The sequence below is a fragment of the Microbispora sp. NPDC088329 genome, assembly GCF_040685655.1.
GTDB lineage: Bacteria > Actinomycetota > Actinomycetes > Streptosporangiales > Streptosporangiaceae > Microbispora.
Genome location: NZ_JBFBIP010000006.1, coordinates 133,145 through 149,736, shown reverse-complemented (window position 1 = coordinate 149,736; position 16,592 = coordinate 133,145). Strand labels below are relative to the sequence as shown.

Here is a 16,592-nt window from a genome sequence, read left to right as displayed (position 1 = left end):
ACGGCACCGGGCTGCTCACCGGTGCCGGCGCCGCGCTGGCCGGGCGGACCCTGACGGCCGCGGCCGGGCTGCTGATCGCCGCCGCCGCGGGCATGTGGTGGCTGCACCGCCGCCGCGCCTCGCGTGCGACCTCCCCGGGGAGAGGCTGTGGATGCGGCGGGAGCGGCTGCGTATGCTGAACGACCGCCGAGCCGGCACACCCCCGGTGGCGACCCGCGCAGCCCTTCTCCTCCGGAACCCGCTGTACTACCGGACATGACCGTCATCCGTTCACTGCTGTTGTTCGCCCTGGCCGCGCTCGCCGAGATCGGCGGGGCCTGGCTGATCTGGCAGGGCGTACGCGAGCAGCGCGGCCTGCTGTGGGCCGGCGCCGGCGTCATCGCACTGGGCCTGTACGGCTTCGTCGCCACGCTGCAGCCGGATGCGAACTTCGGGCGCATCCTGGCCGCCTACGGCGGTGTCTTCGTGGCCGGTTCCCTGGCCTGGGGCATGGTCGTGGACGGATTCCGGCCCGATCGCTGGGACGTCATCGGCGCGCTGGTCTGCCTGGCGGGTGTGCTGGTGATCATGTACGCGCCACGCGGCTGATCGCGGGTGGGTCAGGGCCAGCCGATCACCCGGATACGGCATCGACGGGCCTTCCGGTGGTACTACACCGACGTCGGGTGATTTTTCAGGCAAGGAAGGGGCAAAACCAACTTAATAAATCGGGAAAGTAGGAGGACTCCCATGGCCCTGCCCGACTTCCTGGTCATCGGGGTGCCGAAGGCCGGCACCACGGCCCTGCACGCGGCGCTCGCCCGCCATCCCCGGCTGTTCATGTCCCCCGTCAAAGAGCCGAAGTTCTTCCTGACCGACGGCCCGCCCCCCGCGAAGGGCGGGCCGGGAGACGCGGAGACCTACCGCGAGCACGTGTGGCGGCCCGCCGACTACGAGGCGCTGTTCGCGGACGCGCCGCCGGGGACGCTGCGCGGCGAGTCCACCCCCTTCTACCTGTACGATCGCGCGGCCCAGCGGCGGATCCGCAAGGCGATTCCGGGCGCGAGGCTCATCGTCTCGCTGCGTGACCCCGTCGAGCGCGCGCACTCGAACTGGACCCACCTGTGGTCGGCCGGACTGGAGCCGATCGGCGACGTCATCGAGGCGTGCGCGGCCGAGAAGCGGCGGATCGCCGACGGCTGGTCGCCGTTCTGGCACTACGTCGGCCTCGGCCGCTACGGCGAGCAGCTGTCGCACCTGTTCACTCTGTTCCCCCGCGAGCAGGTGCTGATCTTCCGCTACCGGGACCTGGTCGACCGCCCCGCCGCCACTCTCGACCGCATCTGCGCCTTCCTCGGGGTGGAGCAGGGCCTCGTCGGCGAGGTGCCCAGGGAGAACGTCACGGCCCATCCCCGGCACAGCCGCACGCACCGGATCCTGGCCCGCCTCGCCCGGCTCGGCGATCCGGTGCTGGGACAGCGGCTCACCGCCCCGGTGGAGCGGATGCTGCAGCGCGACGGGCAGCCCCGCAGGCCTCTCACCTGGGAGCAGCGCCAGGAGCTGCTGGCCTACTTCGCCGCCGACATCGCGCTGCTGCGCGACCTGCTCGGCCGCGACTCCTTCGGCGAGGACTTCGGCGACTGGCTGCGCCCCCGGGATCGTTCGGGCGGCCTGGTGGGAGCCCGGCCGTCCGGCCAGCGGCAGGCCCGCAACGGCAGGCTCAGGAGCGCCGCCGAGCTGGCCGCCCCGCCGCCGGACGCGGACGGCCCGCCCGCCGGGGTGTGATCCCGCCGGAGTCCGAGCCCCCACCCAGGCCCCCACCCGGGCCCCGTTCAAGCCCTCACGGGCCCCCGCCCGGCCCGCTCTGCCCGCGGTGCCGCCGGAGCCGTCCCTCTCGTCAGCGCAGCTCGGTGCGCAGCTCGTGGGCCCCGTCCGCGCGGGTCAGCTCGTAGTACAGGCGGTGGCCGCCGGGCACCGGCACGATCGACAGATAGCGCAGCCCTCCCCCGCCGTGCTCCGACTGCGCGACGGGGGCGGTTCCGGTGGCGGTGAGCGTGGACGGGCCGGGGCCGATGGCCACGCCCGTGCGCTCCTCGTAGTTCTCCTCCGCCGACGCGCGGCCGTCGTAATAGGCGATGACGGTCCCGCCGCTGAACGTGACCGCGCTCACCCGCACGCCGCGCGAGTCCCACTCGCCCGGCCGCCGGTCGAGCGCGGTCCCCTGCCAGACCCACTCGACGCCGTCGGCGCTGGTGGCGTATTCGGTCACCATCTGGTCGGCCTCGGCGGGGTCCTCCAGGGGATGGCAGGACGCCCACAGGTGCCACATGCCGCCGTGATGGAGGATCACCGGATCCTTCACCCCGGTCTTGAGGTCGCCGGGCAGCACCACCCGCGCGTCGGCGGGGTCGAACTCGGCCGGTCCGGCGGCCTCGATCATCTCGACCCGCCAGTGCTTGGTGCCGTAGGTGGCGCAGCTCAGGTAGAGGCGCCACCCGCCCTCCGGCGTCGCCACGAGCGTCGGGCGCTCCAGCGACTCGGTCTTCATCTCCTCCTTGGTGATCGTGAGGATCCGCTCGAACCGCTCGCCGTCGGCCGAGCGGGCGATCTCCACGGCGTACCCGCGCCCCTCGTCGAGCGGGCGGCGCAGCCGGTAGGCCAGGTAGATCCATCCGTCCCGGCTCACGGCGGTGGGCGCGCCCGCCCAGAATCCGGGCCCGTCTCCGGGCGGAGGGACCGCGACGACTGACCGTTCCGGCTTCGGTGCGAACACGTCTCTTCTCCGTAGGTGCGCGACGACGGTGGACGGGGCCGGCTGGATGCCGTCCCTTCTTGGCTGTAGTGAATTACCAGCGGCCCGGCGGGAGGCCAAGCGTCCTCGCCACCGGACGGCCATCTCTATACAAAACCCGCTAGCTTTGCGGGTTTTGTCAGGATAGGGCAGACGCGCCCCTGCTCGCGCGCGTCGCCGGCACACTCGTCCGGCCGCGGCCACGGCCACTGATCAGCGCCGGGTCGCGCACACCCACCCCGCGACCGGACACCCGTCCCCGGAAGCGGTATGACTTAGGCATGAACAAGGCAGACATCGGAGTGACGGGCCTTGCGGTCATGGGCCGCAACCTCGCCCGGAACTTCGCCCACCACGGTCACGTGGTCGCGGTGCACAACCGCTCGGAAAGCCGTACCACCCGCTTCATGGAGGACCACCGGGACGAGGGCGCCTTCATCCCGGCGAGCACGATCGAGGAGTTCGTCGCCTCTCTCGAACGGCCCCGCAAGGCGATCATCATGGTCAAGGCCGGCGCGCCCACGGACGCGGTGATCGAGGAGCTCGCCGCCGTCATGGAGCCGGGCGATATGATCATCGACGGCGGCAACGCCCTCTACACCGACACCCGCCGCAGGGAGGCCGCGCTGCGCGAGCGGGGCATCCACTTCGTCGGCACCGGCATCTCGGGCGGGGAGGAGGGCGCGCTCAACGGCCCGAGCATCATGCCCGGTGGCGCCCCCGAGGCGTACGAGACGCTCGGCCCCCTGCTCGAGGACATCGCGGCGAAGGTGGACGGCGTGCCGTGCTGCGTGCACGTCGGCCCCGACGGCGCCGGCCACTTCGTGAAGATGGTGCACAACGGCATCGAGTACGCCGACATGCAGCTCATCGCGGAGTCGTACGACCTGCTCCGGCAGGCCCTCGGGCTGAGCCCCAAGGAGCTCGCGGACGTCTTCAAGGAGTGGAACCGCGGCGACCTGGAGTCGTACCTCATCGAGATCACCGCCGAGGTGCTCGGTCACGTCGACGCCGCCACCGGCAAGCCCTTCGTGGACGTGGTGGTGGACCAGGCCGAGCAGAAGGGCACCGGCCGCTGGACCGTGCAGAGCGCCCTCGACCTCGGCGTTCCGGTCACCGGCATCGCCGAGGCCGTGTTCGCCCGGGCGCTGTCGGGCCACCCGGAGCAGCGGGCCGCCGCCCGCTCACTCGCCGGCCCCTCCGGCGGCAAGGCGGGCGACTCCGGCCTCGTCGAGGACGTGCGGCGCGCGCTGTACGCCTCCAAGATCGTCGCGTACGCCCAGGGGTTCGACCAGATGGCCGCGGCGAGCGCGGAGTACGGCTGGGACCTGAACCTGGGCGCGGCGGCGACGATCTGGCGCGGCGGCTGCATCATCAGGGCGCGCTTCCTCGACCGGATCAGGGCCGCTTACGACGCGGACCCGAACCTGCCGACGCTGCTGGTCGACCCCACCTTCGCGCAGGCGCTGGAGGACGCGCAGGAGTCGTGGCGGCGGGTCGTGGCGACGGCGGCGACGATCGGGGTGCCCACGCCGGGCTTCTCCTCGGCGCTCGCCTACTACGACGGGCTGCGCCGTGACCGGCTGCCGGCGGCGCTGCTGCAGGGGCTGCGCGACTTCTTCGGCGCGCACACCTACCGCAGGGTCGACCGGGAGGGCTCCTTCCACACCGACTGGTCCGGGGACCGGGCCGAGCGGCCCGCCTGACCATGCCGGAAACGCGGTACGGCGCACGCCCGCGCGGGGCGTGCGCCGTACCGGCGCCGAATCAGGTCACTCGAAGGCGGCGGCCGCCATCGGCTCCGCCTTCTCGCCGCCGGCGGCGCCGGGAGCGCCGCTGCGCAGCGGGACGTGCTTGATGAAGGCGGCGATCACCGGAACCAACGCGGCGAACACGACCGACCACAGGAAGACCGTCCCGATCGTGTTGGCGAGCGCGTCCAGGAACCCCGCTTTGACCGGCGGCGGAAGCTGCTCGAGCACCCTCCGGTCGATCTGGCCGCCGCCGGAGGCCGCCAAGGAGGCCGCCTTCGGGCCGAGCTTGGCGGCGATCTCGTCGGCGAGGCGGTTGTTGAAGATCGCCCCGAACAGCGAGATGCCGAACGAGCCGCCGATGGAGCGGAAGAACGTCGAGGCGCTGCTGGCCACGCCGATGTCCTTCTGCTCGACGCTGTTCTGCGCGATCAGCATGGTCGTCTGCATCAGGAAGCCCATGCCGAGGCCGAGGACGGCGATGTAGACGCCGGTCCGCCAGGCGGGGGTGTGGACGTCCTGCGTCGACAGCAGCCACATGCCGATGGCCATGACCACGCCGCCGATCACCGGGAAGCTCTTGTACTTCCCCGTCTTGGTGATCGCCCTGCCGACGAACAGCGACACGACCATGGACGAGGCCATCATCGGGAGCAGGAGCAGACCGGAGTTGGTGGCCGTGGAGCCCTGGACGATCTGCTGGAACATGGGCAGGAAGGTGATCGCGCCGAACATCGCGAAGCCGAGCAGGAAGCCGAGCACGTTGATCAGCGTGAAGTTGCGGCTGGCGAACACGTGCAGCGGCAGGATCGGCTCCGCCGCGCGCCGCTCGATCGGGATGAACACGGCCAGCGCGACGACCGCCAGTGCGGCCAGCCCGAGGATCTGCCACGAGCCCCACGGGTATCCGTGCTTCTGGCCGCCCCACGAGGTGATCAGCACGATGGCGGTGATGGCCACGGTGAGAACGGCGGCGCCGAGCCAGTCGATGCGGTGCTCGGTGCGGTGCCTGGGCAGGTGCAGCTTGAGGATCAACCAGATCAGCGCCACGCCGCCGAGCGGGAGGTTCACGTAGAACGCCCAGCGCCAGTCGAGGTTGTCGGTGATGAAACCGCCGACCAGAGGCCCCGCGATCATGGCGAGCGACATGATCGCCGCCATGATGCCCTGGTACTGACCGCGCTCACGCGGCGGGACCAGGTCCCCGATGATCGCCATAACGCCGACGATGAGCCCGCCGGCGCCGAGGCCCTGCAGCGCGCGGAAGGCGATCAGCTCGATCATGCCGTCGCCGGGGCCGCCGAAGAGCGACGAGCCCGCCATGCCGCACAGCGCCGAACCGACCAGGAAGATGACGATCGAGCTCAGGAAGACGTTCTTGCGGCCGTAGAGGTCGCCGAGCTTGCCCCAGATCGGCGTCGAGACCGTGGTACCCAGCACGTACGCCGTGGTGACCCAGGTGAAGTAGTCCAGCCCCTTGAGCTCCCCGACGATCCTCGGCATCGCGGTGCCGACGATCATGTTGTCGAGCATCGCCAGCATCATGGCGAGCATCAGGCCGGGTAAGACGACCATCACTTCCCGGGACCGGCCGGGAGGGGCCGCGGTCTCCGTGGTCATTGGTGCCCCCTTTGAAGGATTTTACTTACTTGCCGACAGGCTAGTGCGTAGGGCACGGTATTGTCCTTACTTGCCGGCCGTCAAGTTAATTAGGAACAGCAGGGAATGGGTGCTCAAACCGACACGCGCAGCCGCATCCAGGAGGTCGCGATCAGGCTCTTCACCGAGCAGGGGTACGAGGCGACGTCGCTCCGGGAGATAGCCGAGGCCCTCGGCGTGACCAAGGCGGCACTTTACTACCACTTCCGCACCAAGGAGGACATCGTCGCCAGCTTGATCGAGGACCGCGTCACCGCGCTGGACGAGCTGATCGCGTGGGCGGACGGGCGTCCCCGCACCCCGGAGAACCGCGGGGAACTGATCCGCCGTTACTCCGCCCAGATGAGCAAGGGACGCCACCACGAGGTCATGCAGTTCATGGACCGCAACAAGACGGCGCTGCAGGGCCATGCCAAGGTCGACCTGATGCGCGAGCGCATGGCCGAGCTGATGCAGACGCTGTGCGAGCCGGACGACCCGCTGCCGGTCCGGCTCAGGCGCTCGATGGCGTTGTTCGCGATGCACGCGGCCTGGTTCTTCATCCGCGACGAGTCGGCCACCGAGGAGGAGCGGATCGCGGCGGGACTGCGGGTCGCCCTGGAATTGGCCGACGCCTCGGACGGTTGATCCCCCTCTGAGGGGAAGGTGATCGACCATGCTTTTCGGACAGGAACACGTCAAGCGCTATATCGAGACCGACGGCGAGGAAGGCCACGACTGGGAGGGCACCACCGTGGCCATCCTGACGACCAAGGGCCGCAAGTCGGGACAGCCCCGCAGCACCCCGCTGATCTACCAGCCGTACGGCGACGCCTACCTGGTGGTCGCCTCCAAGGGCGGAGCCGACGAGCACCCGCTGTGGTACCTCAACCTCCAGGCCGACCCCGAGGTGGAGTTCCAGATAAAGGGGGACAGGTTCACGGCGCGCGCCCGTACGGCGACGCCCGAGGAGCGACCGGACATGTGGCGGACGATGGCCGCCACATGGCCCGCCTACGACGAGTACACCACCAAGACCGACCGGGAGATCCCGATCGTCGTCATCGAACGCGCGTAGGCGCACGAGGGCGCGCCGGGCTCCCGGCACCGCCGCCCAGTGACTCGTGCGGCCGTCGGCGGTATCTTCTCCGCGTGATCCTCAGTGACGGGGGAGGTTCCTTGAGCGACGGCCGCACCGCCGAAATCATGCTCGCCGAGGCCCGGAAGGCCTTCTGGGTCATGGTCGGCTTCCTGGCGCTGATATGGGTCGTGCAGGTGGCCAACTGGGCCTCGGCCTACTCGCTCAGCTACAGCTACGGAATCAGGCCATGGGACGTCGGGCGGCTGCCCGGGATCGTCTCCGCGCCGCTCCTCCACTGGAGCTGGGCGCACATCGAGGGCAATTCCGGGCCGCTGTTCATCTTCGGGTTCCTCGCCGCCTACCGGGGCGTGCGGCGCTTCCTCGGCGTGACCGGGCTGATCGCCGTCGCCAGCGGGCTCGGCTCGTGGTTCACCGCCGACTCCTCCACCGTCGGCGCGGGCGCGAGCGGGCTGGTGTTCGGCTACTTCGGGTACGTGCTCGTGCGTGGAGCCTTCGACCGGCACCTGATCGACATCGTCATCGGCCTGGTCATGGGCCTGTGCTTCGCCTACCAGTTCGCCGGGCTGCTGCCGGCCGAGGGCATCGGCTGGCAGGCCCACGTCTTCGGTTTCGCGGGCGGCATCCTCGGCGGCTACCTGTTCCGCGACCGCCGCGCCGCCGTCTCCGGCAAGGGCACCGGCACAGAGGCCGGGGGAAGCGCCCCGGGCGACTCCCGATCCGCGCTCCTCAAGGAGATCGAAGACCTCGGTCTCTGATCCCGCGCGGGGCTGTCGGGGAGGTCGCCGACGTCCCGCGGGAAGGCGCCCGCCGGCCCGTCGTCGTTCAGCAGTGCCGGCCGTACGGCTATCGCGGCGCCCCGCGCGAGCTCAAGGCCCTGCCGGCGTCTGATCGCCGGGTCAGAGTTCGGCCTGGTCGGGCGAGTGGAAGGGAATGTGCGCGGTGAGCGCGAACCCGCCCTCGGCGGTCGGACCGCTGGTGAGCCGCCCGCCCACCAGCGCGACACGCTCGCGCAGGCCGGGCAGTCCGTAGCCGCCGCCCGCGTCGGCCGGCACCCGGACCGGCACGGCCCGGCTCTTGCCGCTGTTGACCACCGACACGTTCAGCATGTCTCCGTGAGCCTCGCAGACCACCTGAACATCGGTCCCCGGCGCGTGTTTGCGCACGTTGTTGAGGCCCTCCTGGACGACGCGGTAGCAGGCGTGGCCGGCCTGCCGCGACAGCGCCTCCTCCGGCACGTCGTAGTGCAGGGCGACGCGCAGGCCGGTGGCCCTGCTCTCCTCGACGAGGCGGGGTATCCCCTCGACGCTCTCCGCCGAGGGCGGCAGGTCCTTGCGCCGCAGCGCCGTGAGCAGCTCACGCAGCTCGGTCAGCGCCCGCACCCCCTTGTCCTCGATGTTCCTGGCCAGCTTGCGGATCTCGTCGAGCTCGTCGGCGTCCTGGATGAGACCGGCGTTGAGGACCATCACCGTGACCGCGTGTGTCACCGTGTCGTGCAGCTCACCCGCGATGCGGCGGCGTTCCTGGGCGGCGGCGCGCTCCTCCCGCGCCCGCACGCCCGCCCGCAGCTCGCGGATCATCGCACGGTAGCGGCACACCCAGGTGCCCACCAGCGCGGGCAGGAAGATCAGCGTGACCGCCCGTATCGCGACGGCGACGGGCAGTCTGTCGGTATAGGGGCTCGCCCAGTCGGTCAGCGCGTAGACCCCCGCCAGCACCGTGGCCGACCACGGCCATCGGCGCACGGTGTTCTGCGCCGTCATCGAGTACGCCGCCAGCATCAGCGGCATGCTCTGGCCCACGAGCACGGCGCAGGCGACGGCGGCCGCGATCATCGGCCAGGCCGCGCTGCGCCGCACCAGCATGGTCGCGGCCGTCGCGCCCGCCGTGGCGATCTGCGCCCACCACGGCACGGCGAGGAACGGCAGGGCCGGGAAGGAGCGGCCGAACACCACCGCAGGCACCGCGAAGGCGAGGACGGCGACGGCGAGCAGCACGTCGGCCGCCGCCTCCCGGCGCGCGGCGAGCCCGGCCCACTTCTCCCCCATACCGCTAGTTTGTGGGTTTGACCTGCGGCTTCATGCAGCGCCACACCCCTTTGACGTAGCTGTGCCACACCTTGCCGTAGGTCGGGGCGGTCGAAACAGTCACCCGTCTTGGGCAGGATAAGAGGCGTGAGCGAAAGCATGAGCCTCCTCCGCCGTCTTCCGTCCGGATCCGAACCCGTCTCCGACCCGGACGCGCTGTTCGACGCGTTCGTGTCCTGGAACGCGGATCGGGGGCTCACGCTCTATCCCGCACAGGAGGAGGCCCTGATCGAGGTCGTCTCCGGCAACAACGTGATCGTGTCCACGCCCACGGGCTCGGGCAAGAGCCTGATCGCCGCCGGAGCGCACTTCGCGGCGCTGGCCCGGGACGAGATCAGCTTCTACACCGCGCCGATCAAGGCTCTGGTGTCGGAGAAGTTCTTCGACCTGTGCGCGCTGTTCGGCACCGAGAACGTCGGCATGATGACCGGCGACGCCACCGTGAACGCCGACGCGCCCGTCATCTGCTGCACCGCCGAGATCCTCGCCCAGATCGCGCTGCGGGACGGCGCGGACGCCGACGTCGGCACCGTGATCATGGACGAGTTCCACTTCTACGCCGAGCCCGACCGCGGCTGGGCCTGGCAGGTGCCGCTGCTGGAGCTGCCGCAGGCGCAGTTCGTGCTGATGTCGGCCACACTGGGAGACGTCGAGCGCTTCCAGACCGACCTCACCCGTCGCACCGGCCGCCCCACGAGCGTCGTCAAGCACGCCGAGCGTCCGGTGCCGCTGATCTACTCCTACCGGACCACTCCCCTGCACGAGACGCTGGAGGAGCTGCTGTCCACGCAGCAGGCCCCGGTGTACGTCGTGCACTTCACGCAGGCCGCGGCGATGGAGCGCGCCCAGGCGCTCATGAGCATCAACATGTGCACCAAGGCCGAGAAGGAGGCCATCGCCGCCCTCATCGGCAACTTCCGCTTCACCACCCGCTTCGGCCGGGCCCTGTCCCGGCTCGTACGGCACGGCATCGGCGTGCACCACGCCGGCATGCTGCCGAAGTATCGCCGCCTGGTGGAACGCCTCGCCCAGGCGGGCCTGCTGAAGGTCATCTGCGGCACCGACACGCTCGGCGTGGGGGTCAACGTCCCGATCCGCACCGTGCTGTTCACCGCGCTGTCGAAGTTCGACGGCACCAAGGTGCGGCGGCTGCGGGCGCGGGAGTTCCACCAGATCGCCGGACGGGCCGGCCGGGCCGGCTTCGACACGGTCGGGTACGTCGTGTGCCAGGCGCCCGACCACGTCATCGAGAACGAGCGGGCGCTGGCGAAGATCGGCGACGACCCCAAACGGCGCCGCGGGTACGCCCGCAAGAAGCCGCCGGAGGGCTTCGTCGGCTGGAGCGAGGACACCTTCGAAAAGCTCCAGACGGCCGAGCCCGAGCCGCTGACCTCCCGGTTCAAGGTCAGCAACGCCATGCTGCTGTCGATCATCAACCGGCCCGGCGACTGCTTCCAGGCGATGAAGCGGCTGCTCACCGACAACCACGAGGACCGCAAGGCCCAGCGCCGCCACATCAGCCACGCCATCGCGATCTACCGTTCGCTGCTGGCCGGCGGCATCGTGGAGAAGCTCGCCGAGCCCGACGAGCACGGCCGGATGGCCCGGCTCACCGTCGACCTGCAGGAGGACTTCGCGCTCAACCAGGCGCTGTCGACCTTCGCGCTGGCGTCCTTCGAGCTGCTCGACCGCGAATCCCCGACGTACGCGCTGGACATGGTCTCGATCGTCGAGTCGACGCTGGACGACCCCCGGCAGATCCTGCACGCCCAGCTCAACAAGGCCAGGGCCGAGGCGGTCGCCCAGATGAAGGCCGACGGCATCGAGTACGAGGAGCGGATGGAGCGCCTCGCCGAGATCACCCACCCCATGCCGCTGGCCGATCTGCTCTTCGGCGCGTACGAGACCTACCGGCGCGGTCACCCGTGGGTCGGCGACCACGTCGTCAGCCCCAAGACCATCGTGCGCGACATGTACGAGCGGGCCATGACCTTCACCGAGTACATCCAGTTCTACGAGCTGGCCCGCTCGGAGGGCACGGTGCTGCGCTACCTGGCCGACGCCTATCGGACGCTGTCGAAGACGGTGCCCGAGCACCTGAAGACCGACGACCTCGTCGACCTCATCGAATGGCTCGGCGAGCTGGTGCGCCAGGTGGACTCCAGCCTCATCGACGAGTGGGAGAAGCTGGCCAACCCCGCCGAGGCGCTGGCGGCCGGGGAGGAGCTGGAGACCAGGACGCGTCCGGTCACCGCCAACGCGCGCGCCTTCCGCGTGCTGGTCCGCAACGCGATGTTCCGGATGGTGGAGCTCGCCGCGCTGGACCGCGAGGAGGAGCTGGTCGAGCTCTACCCCGACGTCGACTGGGGCGCGGGCCTGGACGCCTACTACGAGGAGCACGACGAGGTCCTCACCGGCCCGGCCGCCCGCGGCCCCGCCCTCCTGCTCATCGAGGAGGAGAAGGAGCTGTGGCGGGTGCGTCAGATCATCGACGACCCGGCCGGCAACCACGACTGGGGCATCGGCGCGGAGGTGGACCTGGCCGCCTCCGACGAGGAGGGCCACGCCGTCCTCCACGTCATCGGCCTCACCCGCCTCTGACGCCGGCGCCGCGGGCGGTCCCCTCCGCCCGTGCGCCCGATCACCGGACGAACAGAAGACGAGCCCCGTGCGCCGCTCGGCGCGCGGGGCTCTCGCCTGCCCGCTCATCTTTCGCCCCACGACGGCTCATGCGAACGGAGTGAGTGCTCACTCGGTATTGACGGAGTGAGTACTCACTCCGTAGCTTGAGCGCATGACAATCCGACAACGCGCCGGTCTCCGTGACCGGCCGACGAATGGTTACGACACTCTGTCCGACCGGTGCCGCAGGCTGATCACTGGCGCGGTGCTCGGAACGGTCTTCCTGAGCATGCTGGACGGCACCGTCACCGGCACCGCGATGCCCCGGATCGTGGCGCAACTGGGCGGCACCGACGCCTGGTACGTGTGGGTGGTCACCGCCTACCTGCTCACCTCCACCGTGACCGTCCCGCTGTACGGCCGCTTCTCCGACCTGTACGGCCGGCGCCGCCCGCTGCTGCTCGGTCTGGGCGTTTTCCTGGGCGGGTCGCTGGCCTGCGGCATCGCCGGTTCGATCGCCATGCTGATCGTCTCCCGCGCCGTCCAGGGGATCGGCGCCGGAGCGCTGCTCACCGTCGGCATGTCCGTCGTCCGCGACCTGTACCCGCCCACCCGGATGGCCGCGATGGTCCGCATGCAGTCGGTCGTCGCCGGCATGTTCATCGTCGGGATGATCGGCGGTCCCCTCCTGGGCGGCGTTCTGACCGACCTGGCGAGCTGGCGATGGGCGTTCCTGCTCAACCTTCCCATCGGCCTGGCCGCCGCCGCGCTCCTGGTCGTCCTGCTGCCCCGCTCCCGTCCCGAGGCCACCGGCACGGGCCGGATCGACCTGCCGGGGATCGTGCTGCTCACCGCGGGGCTGTCGCTGGTCCTGCTCGCGCTCAGCCTCAAGGGCAACGGCTCGTCCCGTTCCTGGCTCGACCTATCGGTCGCCGGGCCCCTGCTGGCGGGAGCCGTCCTCCTGGCGATGCTGATCGCCCTCGAACGGCGCGCCCCGGTGCCGATCCTGCCCCTGCACCTGTTCCGCCACCGCGCCTACGCGGCGATCGTCGCCGCCGGCTTCTTCTTCCACGCCGCCAGCCTGCCTTTCGGCATCTTCGTGACCCTCTATCTGCAGCACGTCCGCGGCTACTCCGCCACCGCGTCCGGGTTGCTCCTTCTGCCCATGCTCGTGGGAATGGTCCTCGGCAACCGCCTGACCGCCGCGGCCGTCATGCGCACCGCACGCCCCAAGCCCGCGCTCCTTCTCGGTGCGGCCCTGCTGACCACGGGAAGCCTGCCGTTCCTCACCCTCGGCGCCGGCACCTCCACGCCGCTGATCGCCGCCTGCCTGCTCCTCATCGGTCTCGGAACCGGGCCGGCCATGGGCGGCGCCAGCATCGTCGCCCAGAACAGCGTCCCCCGCTCCGACATCGGCACGGCGACGGCGGGCTCCATGCTCACCAAGCAACTCGGGGGCGCCGTCAGCCTGGCTGTCAGCCAGTCCCTGCTCGCCCACCACCTCGCCCACGGCGGCGAGACACCCCTCACCGGGGGGATCGGCACCACGCTGGCCTCGATCGGCGCCGTCAGCGGCCTGCTCGCCCTGGCCGCCGTGGTCCTCATGCCCGACCTGCGCATAACCGGTCCCGGTGGAGCACCGTCCACCCCGGCGAGTCCCGCGGCCGGCGACGACAGCACCGAACACGAGGCCGTGCGGCGTCAGCCGTAGAACCTCCTGGCACCCTCGTGGAGCGGTACCGGGCCGGTCTTCGGCGCGTCGGCCAGGGTGATCTCCCTGGCCGACACGTGCACCTTCTCCAGATCGGCCTTGTGATCGAAGATCAGCCGGGTGAGGTCCTCCGCGAGCTTCGCGTCCATCGCCGCGTTCACCACGAGGAGGTTCGGCACGACGATGGCCGGCACGTCGGACGGCGTGCCGTACGCCTCCTTGGGGATCACGCCCTCGGTGTAGACGGGGCCGTGGGCGGCGCGCACGGCGGGCAGCACGTCGTTCAGCGGCACGAAGGTCACTTCGTCCCCCATGCTCGTCACGAGGTCGGTGATGCCCGAGGTGGGCAGCCCGCCCGACCACACCAGCGCGTCGAGGGTGCCGTCCTTGAGCCCCTGCACGGTCTCGGGCAGCGACAGCGCCTGACGTTTCACGTCCTTGTCCGGGTCGAGCCCGGCGGCGGCGAGAAGCCGCAGCGCGATCACCTCCGTTCCCGAGTTCGGCGAGCCCGTCGAGACGCGCTTGCCGCGCAGGCCGGCGACGGACGTGATCCCGGCGTCGGTCCGGGCGATCACATGCGTGTAGTTGCCGTACAGCCGGGCGAGCGCGCGGATCGGCTGCGGGGCGGTGAAGGCGCCGGTGCCCTCGACCGCGTCGGCGGCCGTGTCCGCGAGCGTGAAGGCGATGTCCGACTGTCCCCTGATCACACGCTGGATGTTCTCCACCGAAGCGCCGGTGGCCTCCGCGGTCGCCCGATGGCCCGGCAGGTGTTTGTCGATCAACTCGGCGAGCCCGCCGCCGAGCACGTAGTAGACGCCGGTGGTGTTGCCGGTGGCGATCGACAGGCGGGCCCCGCCGCCCGTGCCGCCCTTGGTGGCCGACCGGTCACCGCCGCAGCCACCGGCCAGCAGTGCCGCGGTGACGGCCAGTGCCGTCACGAGCCTGAACCTCACGGGTGCGCCTCCCTGTGTCTGCGGACGAGATGGACGGCCAGCGCCAGGGCCGCGACGCCCAGCCCGGCCAGCACGGGCACCGGCGACAGGACGAGCAGCAGGACCGCGGCCACCGCGCACAGGCCCCGCTCGACCGGCCCCGCGGGGCCGGCGATCCAGCCGCCGGTGGCCACCGCGAGCACGGCCACGGCCAGCGCCGACACGGCCGCGGCGAGCAGGACCTCGCCGATCGGGCCCTGCGCCAGCAGGGCCGCGCCGGACGGCGTGAGCACGAACGCGAACGGCACGAGGAACGCCGGAAGCGTGTATTTCCAGGTGGCCCACATCGTGCGGTGCGCGTTGCCGCCGGTGATCGCCGAGGCGGCGAAGGCCGACAGCGCCGTCGGCGGGCTCACCTCGGACAGCACGGCGTAGTAGAAGATGAACATGTACGCCTCGGCCGGGGTGACGCCGAGGCCGAGCAGCGCGGGACCGATGATCACGGCGGCGATGACGAAGGACGCCGTGACCGGCACGGCCAGCCCGAGCAGCAGCACGGCCAGCGCGCAGGCCACGGCGGTGGCCGCGAGGTTCCCGCCGGACAGGCCGACGATCAGCGAGCCGGCCTTCAGCCCGAGCCCGGTGAGCGTGACCACGCCGACGATCGTCCCCGCCGCCGCGCAGGTGACCGCGACCGGCACCACCCCGGTGGCGCCCGCCGCCAGGGCCCGTACGGCCCGGCGCGGGGTCAGCCGATTCTCGCCGCCGGGAGTGCGGTCCAGGAACGACAGCGCGAAGGCCAGCAGCGTGGCGTACACGACCGCGCGGAACGGCGACTGCCCGATGGCCATCAGGACGATGATCACGAACAGCGAGCTGAAGTGGTAGCCGAAGCGCCTGACCATCGGCCAGGGACCACCGCTGTCCACCGGAGCGGCCCGCGTGCCGTACCTGCGCGCGTCCATCTCGATCGCGAGGAAGACGCCCAGGTAATACAGAACGGTCGGGATCGTGGCGTAGACGAGCACGGTCAGGTAGCTCACCCGCAGGTATTCCGCGATGATGAACGCCGCCGCGCCCAGCGTGGGGGGCGACAGGATCGCGCCGATGCCCGCGGCCGCCAGCACTCCCCCGGCCTGCTCGCGCGGATAACCGGCCCGGCGCAGGATCGGCCAGGCCACGCTGCCCACGCTCACCGTCGTCGCCACGCCGGAACCGCTCACCGTGCCGAGCAGGAACCCCGCGAGCGTGACGGTCCGCCCGGGCGCGGAGCGCGAACGGCGGAAGGCGGCGAAGGAGACGTCGACGAAGAACCTGCCCGCCCCCGAGGCGTCGAGCACGGCTCCGTAGATCGTGAACAGGATGATGTAGGTCGCCGCGACGTCGAGGGGCACGCCGTACACCCCCTCGGTGCCCATCGTGAACGCCGCCACGATCCGGTCCAGGTCGTAGCCCCGGTGGCCCAGCGCCCAGTCGGCGGGCAGGTAGCCGCCGTAGTAGGCGTAGGCGACGAACAGCAGGCACACGACGGGCAGGATCCAGCCGACGGTCCTGCGGCACGCCTCCAGGAGCAGCAGCGTGAGCAGCGCGCCCGCCGCCACGTCGAGCGGCGTCGGCGCGAACGCCCGGCGGATGAGGTCGTCGAAGACGACGAGCGGATACGCGCAGACCGCCAGGGACAGCGCCGCGAGCACCCAGTCGAGCACGCCGGGCCTGTCCCGGCCCCCGCGCCGCGCCTTGTAGCAGACGAAGGCCGACGGCAGCACCGCGGCCAGGAACGCCATCCGGTAGGGCAGGACCGGCCCCGGCCGGAAGGTCTGGTACAGCGCGTAGAGCGACAGGGCCAGCGCGACGATCGTGACGAGTGCCGCCGGGCGGCCGGACAGGCGCCGGGCGGGACGCTCCGCGTCGAACTCGGCGACGAGGTCCTCCGCCGACGTCTCGTGCCGGGTCTCGGTCACGCGTCTCCCCTGCGATGCGAC

Annotated in this window: 13 protein-coding genes; 8 read left to right on the top strand and 5 right to left on the bottom strand. The window is 71.1% G+C overall.

What is annotated here, in order from left to right; translation table 11 throughout:
* Nucleotides 1–255: 255 nt before the first annotated feature.
* The gene (locus AB0O28_RS14600) at nt 256–588 is read left to right on the top strand and encodes a YnfA family protein (protein WP_363640096.1); all 333 of its coding nucleotides are present in this window, start codon (nt 256–258) and stop codon (nt 586–588) included.
* A 141-nt stretch (nt 589–729) separates the two neighbouring features.
* Complete coding sequence (locus AB0O28_RS14595) at nt 730–1,764, top strand: sulfotransferase (RefSeq protein ID WP_363640094.1); 1,035 nt, start codon at nt 730–732, stop codon at nt 1,762–1,764.
* A gap of 112 nt (nt 1,765–1,876) precedes the next feature.
* Here AB0O28_RS14595 and AB0O28_RS14590 read toward each other — a convergent pair whose 3' ends face one another.
* Nucleotides 1,877–2,752 (bottom strand): hypothetical protein, encoded by an 876-nt coding sequence (locus AB0O28_RS14590; protein WP_363640092.1) that lies wholly within the window; start codon nt 2,750–2,752, stop codon nt 1,877–1,879.
* 299 nt (nt 2,753–3,051) lie between these two features.
* On the opposite strand from AB0O28_RS14590, the gene gndA reads away from it, so the two are divergent.
* On the top strand, nt 3,052–4,476 hold the full coding sequence (gene gndA / locus AB0O28_RS14585) for an NADP-dependent phosphogluconate dehydrogenase (protein ID WP_363640090.1): 1,425 nt from the start codon (nt 3,052–3,054) through the stop codon (nt 4,474–4,476).
* A gap of 66 nt (nt 4,477–4,542) precedes the next feature.
* Here the strand turns inward: gndA and AB0O28_RS14580 are convergent, their stop codons facing one another.
* A complete protein-coding gene (locus tag AB0O28_RS14580) occupies nt 4,543–6,141 on the bottom strand; it encodes an MDR family MFS transporter (protein ID WP_363640088.1) in 1,599 nt (532 codons plus the stop codon).
* 105 nt (nt 6,142–6,246) lie between these two features.
* On the opposite strand from AB0O28_RS14580, the gene AB0O28_RS14575 reads away from it, so the two are divergent.
* The 3 genes from AB0O28_RS14575 to AB0O28_RS14565 all read left to right on the top strand — a co-directional run bounded on the left by AB0O28_RS14575 (nt 6,247) and on the right by AB0O28_RS14565 (nt 8,016).
* The gene (locus tag AB0O28_RS14575; RefSeq protein ID WP_363640086.1) at nt 6,247–6,807 is read left to right on the top strand and encodes a helix-turn-helix domain-containing protein; all 561 of its coding nucleotides are present in this window, start codon (nt 6,247–6,249) and stop codon (nt 6,805–6,807) included.
* A 28-nt stretch (nt 6,808–6,835) separates the two neighbouring features.
* Nucleotides 6,836–7,237, top strand: a complete 402-nt coding sequence (locus AB0O28_RS14570) for a nitroreductase family deazaflavin-dependent oxidoreductase (RefSeq protein ID WP_363640084.1) — start codon at nt 6,836–6,838, stop codon at nt 7,235–7,237.
* Nucleotides 7,238–7,338: 101 nt separating this feature from the next.
* Entirely contained in the window at nt 7,339–8,016 is a 678-nt protein-coding gene (locus tag AB0O28_RS14565; RefSeq protein ID WP_363640082.1) for a rhomboid family intramembrane serine protease, read from the top strand.
* 141 nt (nt 8,017–8,157) lie between these two features.
* Here AB0O28_RS14565 and AB0O28_RS14560 read toward each other — a convergent pair whose 3' ends face one another.
* The gene (locus AB0O28_RS14560; RefSeq protein WP_363640080.1) at nt 8,158–9,306 is read right to left on the bottom strand and encodes a histidine kinase; all 1,149 of its coding nucleotides are present in this window, start codon (nt 9,304–9,306) and stop codon (nt 8,158–8,160) included.
* Between the two features lie 138 nt (nt 9,307–9,444).
* On the opposite strand from AB0O28_RS14560, the gene AB0O28_RS14555 reads away from it, so the two are divergent.
* Entirely contained in the window at nt 9,445–11,946 is a 2,502-nt protein-coding gene (locus AB0O28_RS14555; protein ID WP_363640457.1) for a DUF3516 domain-containing protein, read from the top strand.
* A 193-nt stretch (nt 11,947–12,139) separates the two neighbouring features.
* Nucleotides 12,140–13,678 (top strand): MFS transporter, encoded by a 1,539-nt coding sequence (locus AB0O28_RS14550; RefSeq protein WP_363640078.1) that lies wholly within the window; start codon nt 12,140–12,142, stop codon nt 13,676–13,678.
* On the opposite strand, the gene AB0O28_RS14545 is transcribed toward AB0O28_RS14550, so the two are convergent.
* A complete protein-coding gene (locus tag AB0O28_RS14545) occupies nt 13,669–14,631 on the bottom strand; it encodes a TAXI family TRAP transporter solute-binding subunit (protein ID WP_363640076.1) in 963 nt (320 codons plus the stop codon). The genes AB0O28_RS14550 and AB0O28_RS14545 overlap by 10 nt on opposite strands.
* Nucleotides 14,628–16,571, bottom strand: coding sequence for a TRAP transporter fused permease subunit (locus tag AB0O28_RS14540; RefSeq protein ID WP_363640074.1), 1,944 nt, complete (start codon nt 16,569–16,571; stop codon nt 14,628–14,630). Before AB0O28_RS14540 ends, AB0O28_RS14545 begins: the two co-directional genes overlap by 4 nt.
* Nucleotides 16,572–16,592 lie beyond the last annotated feature (21 nt).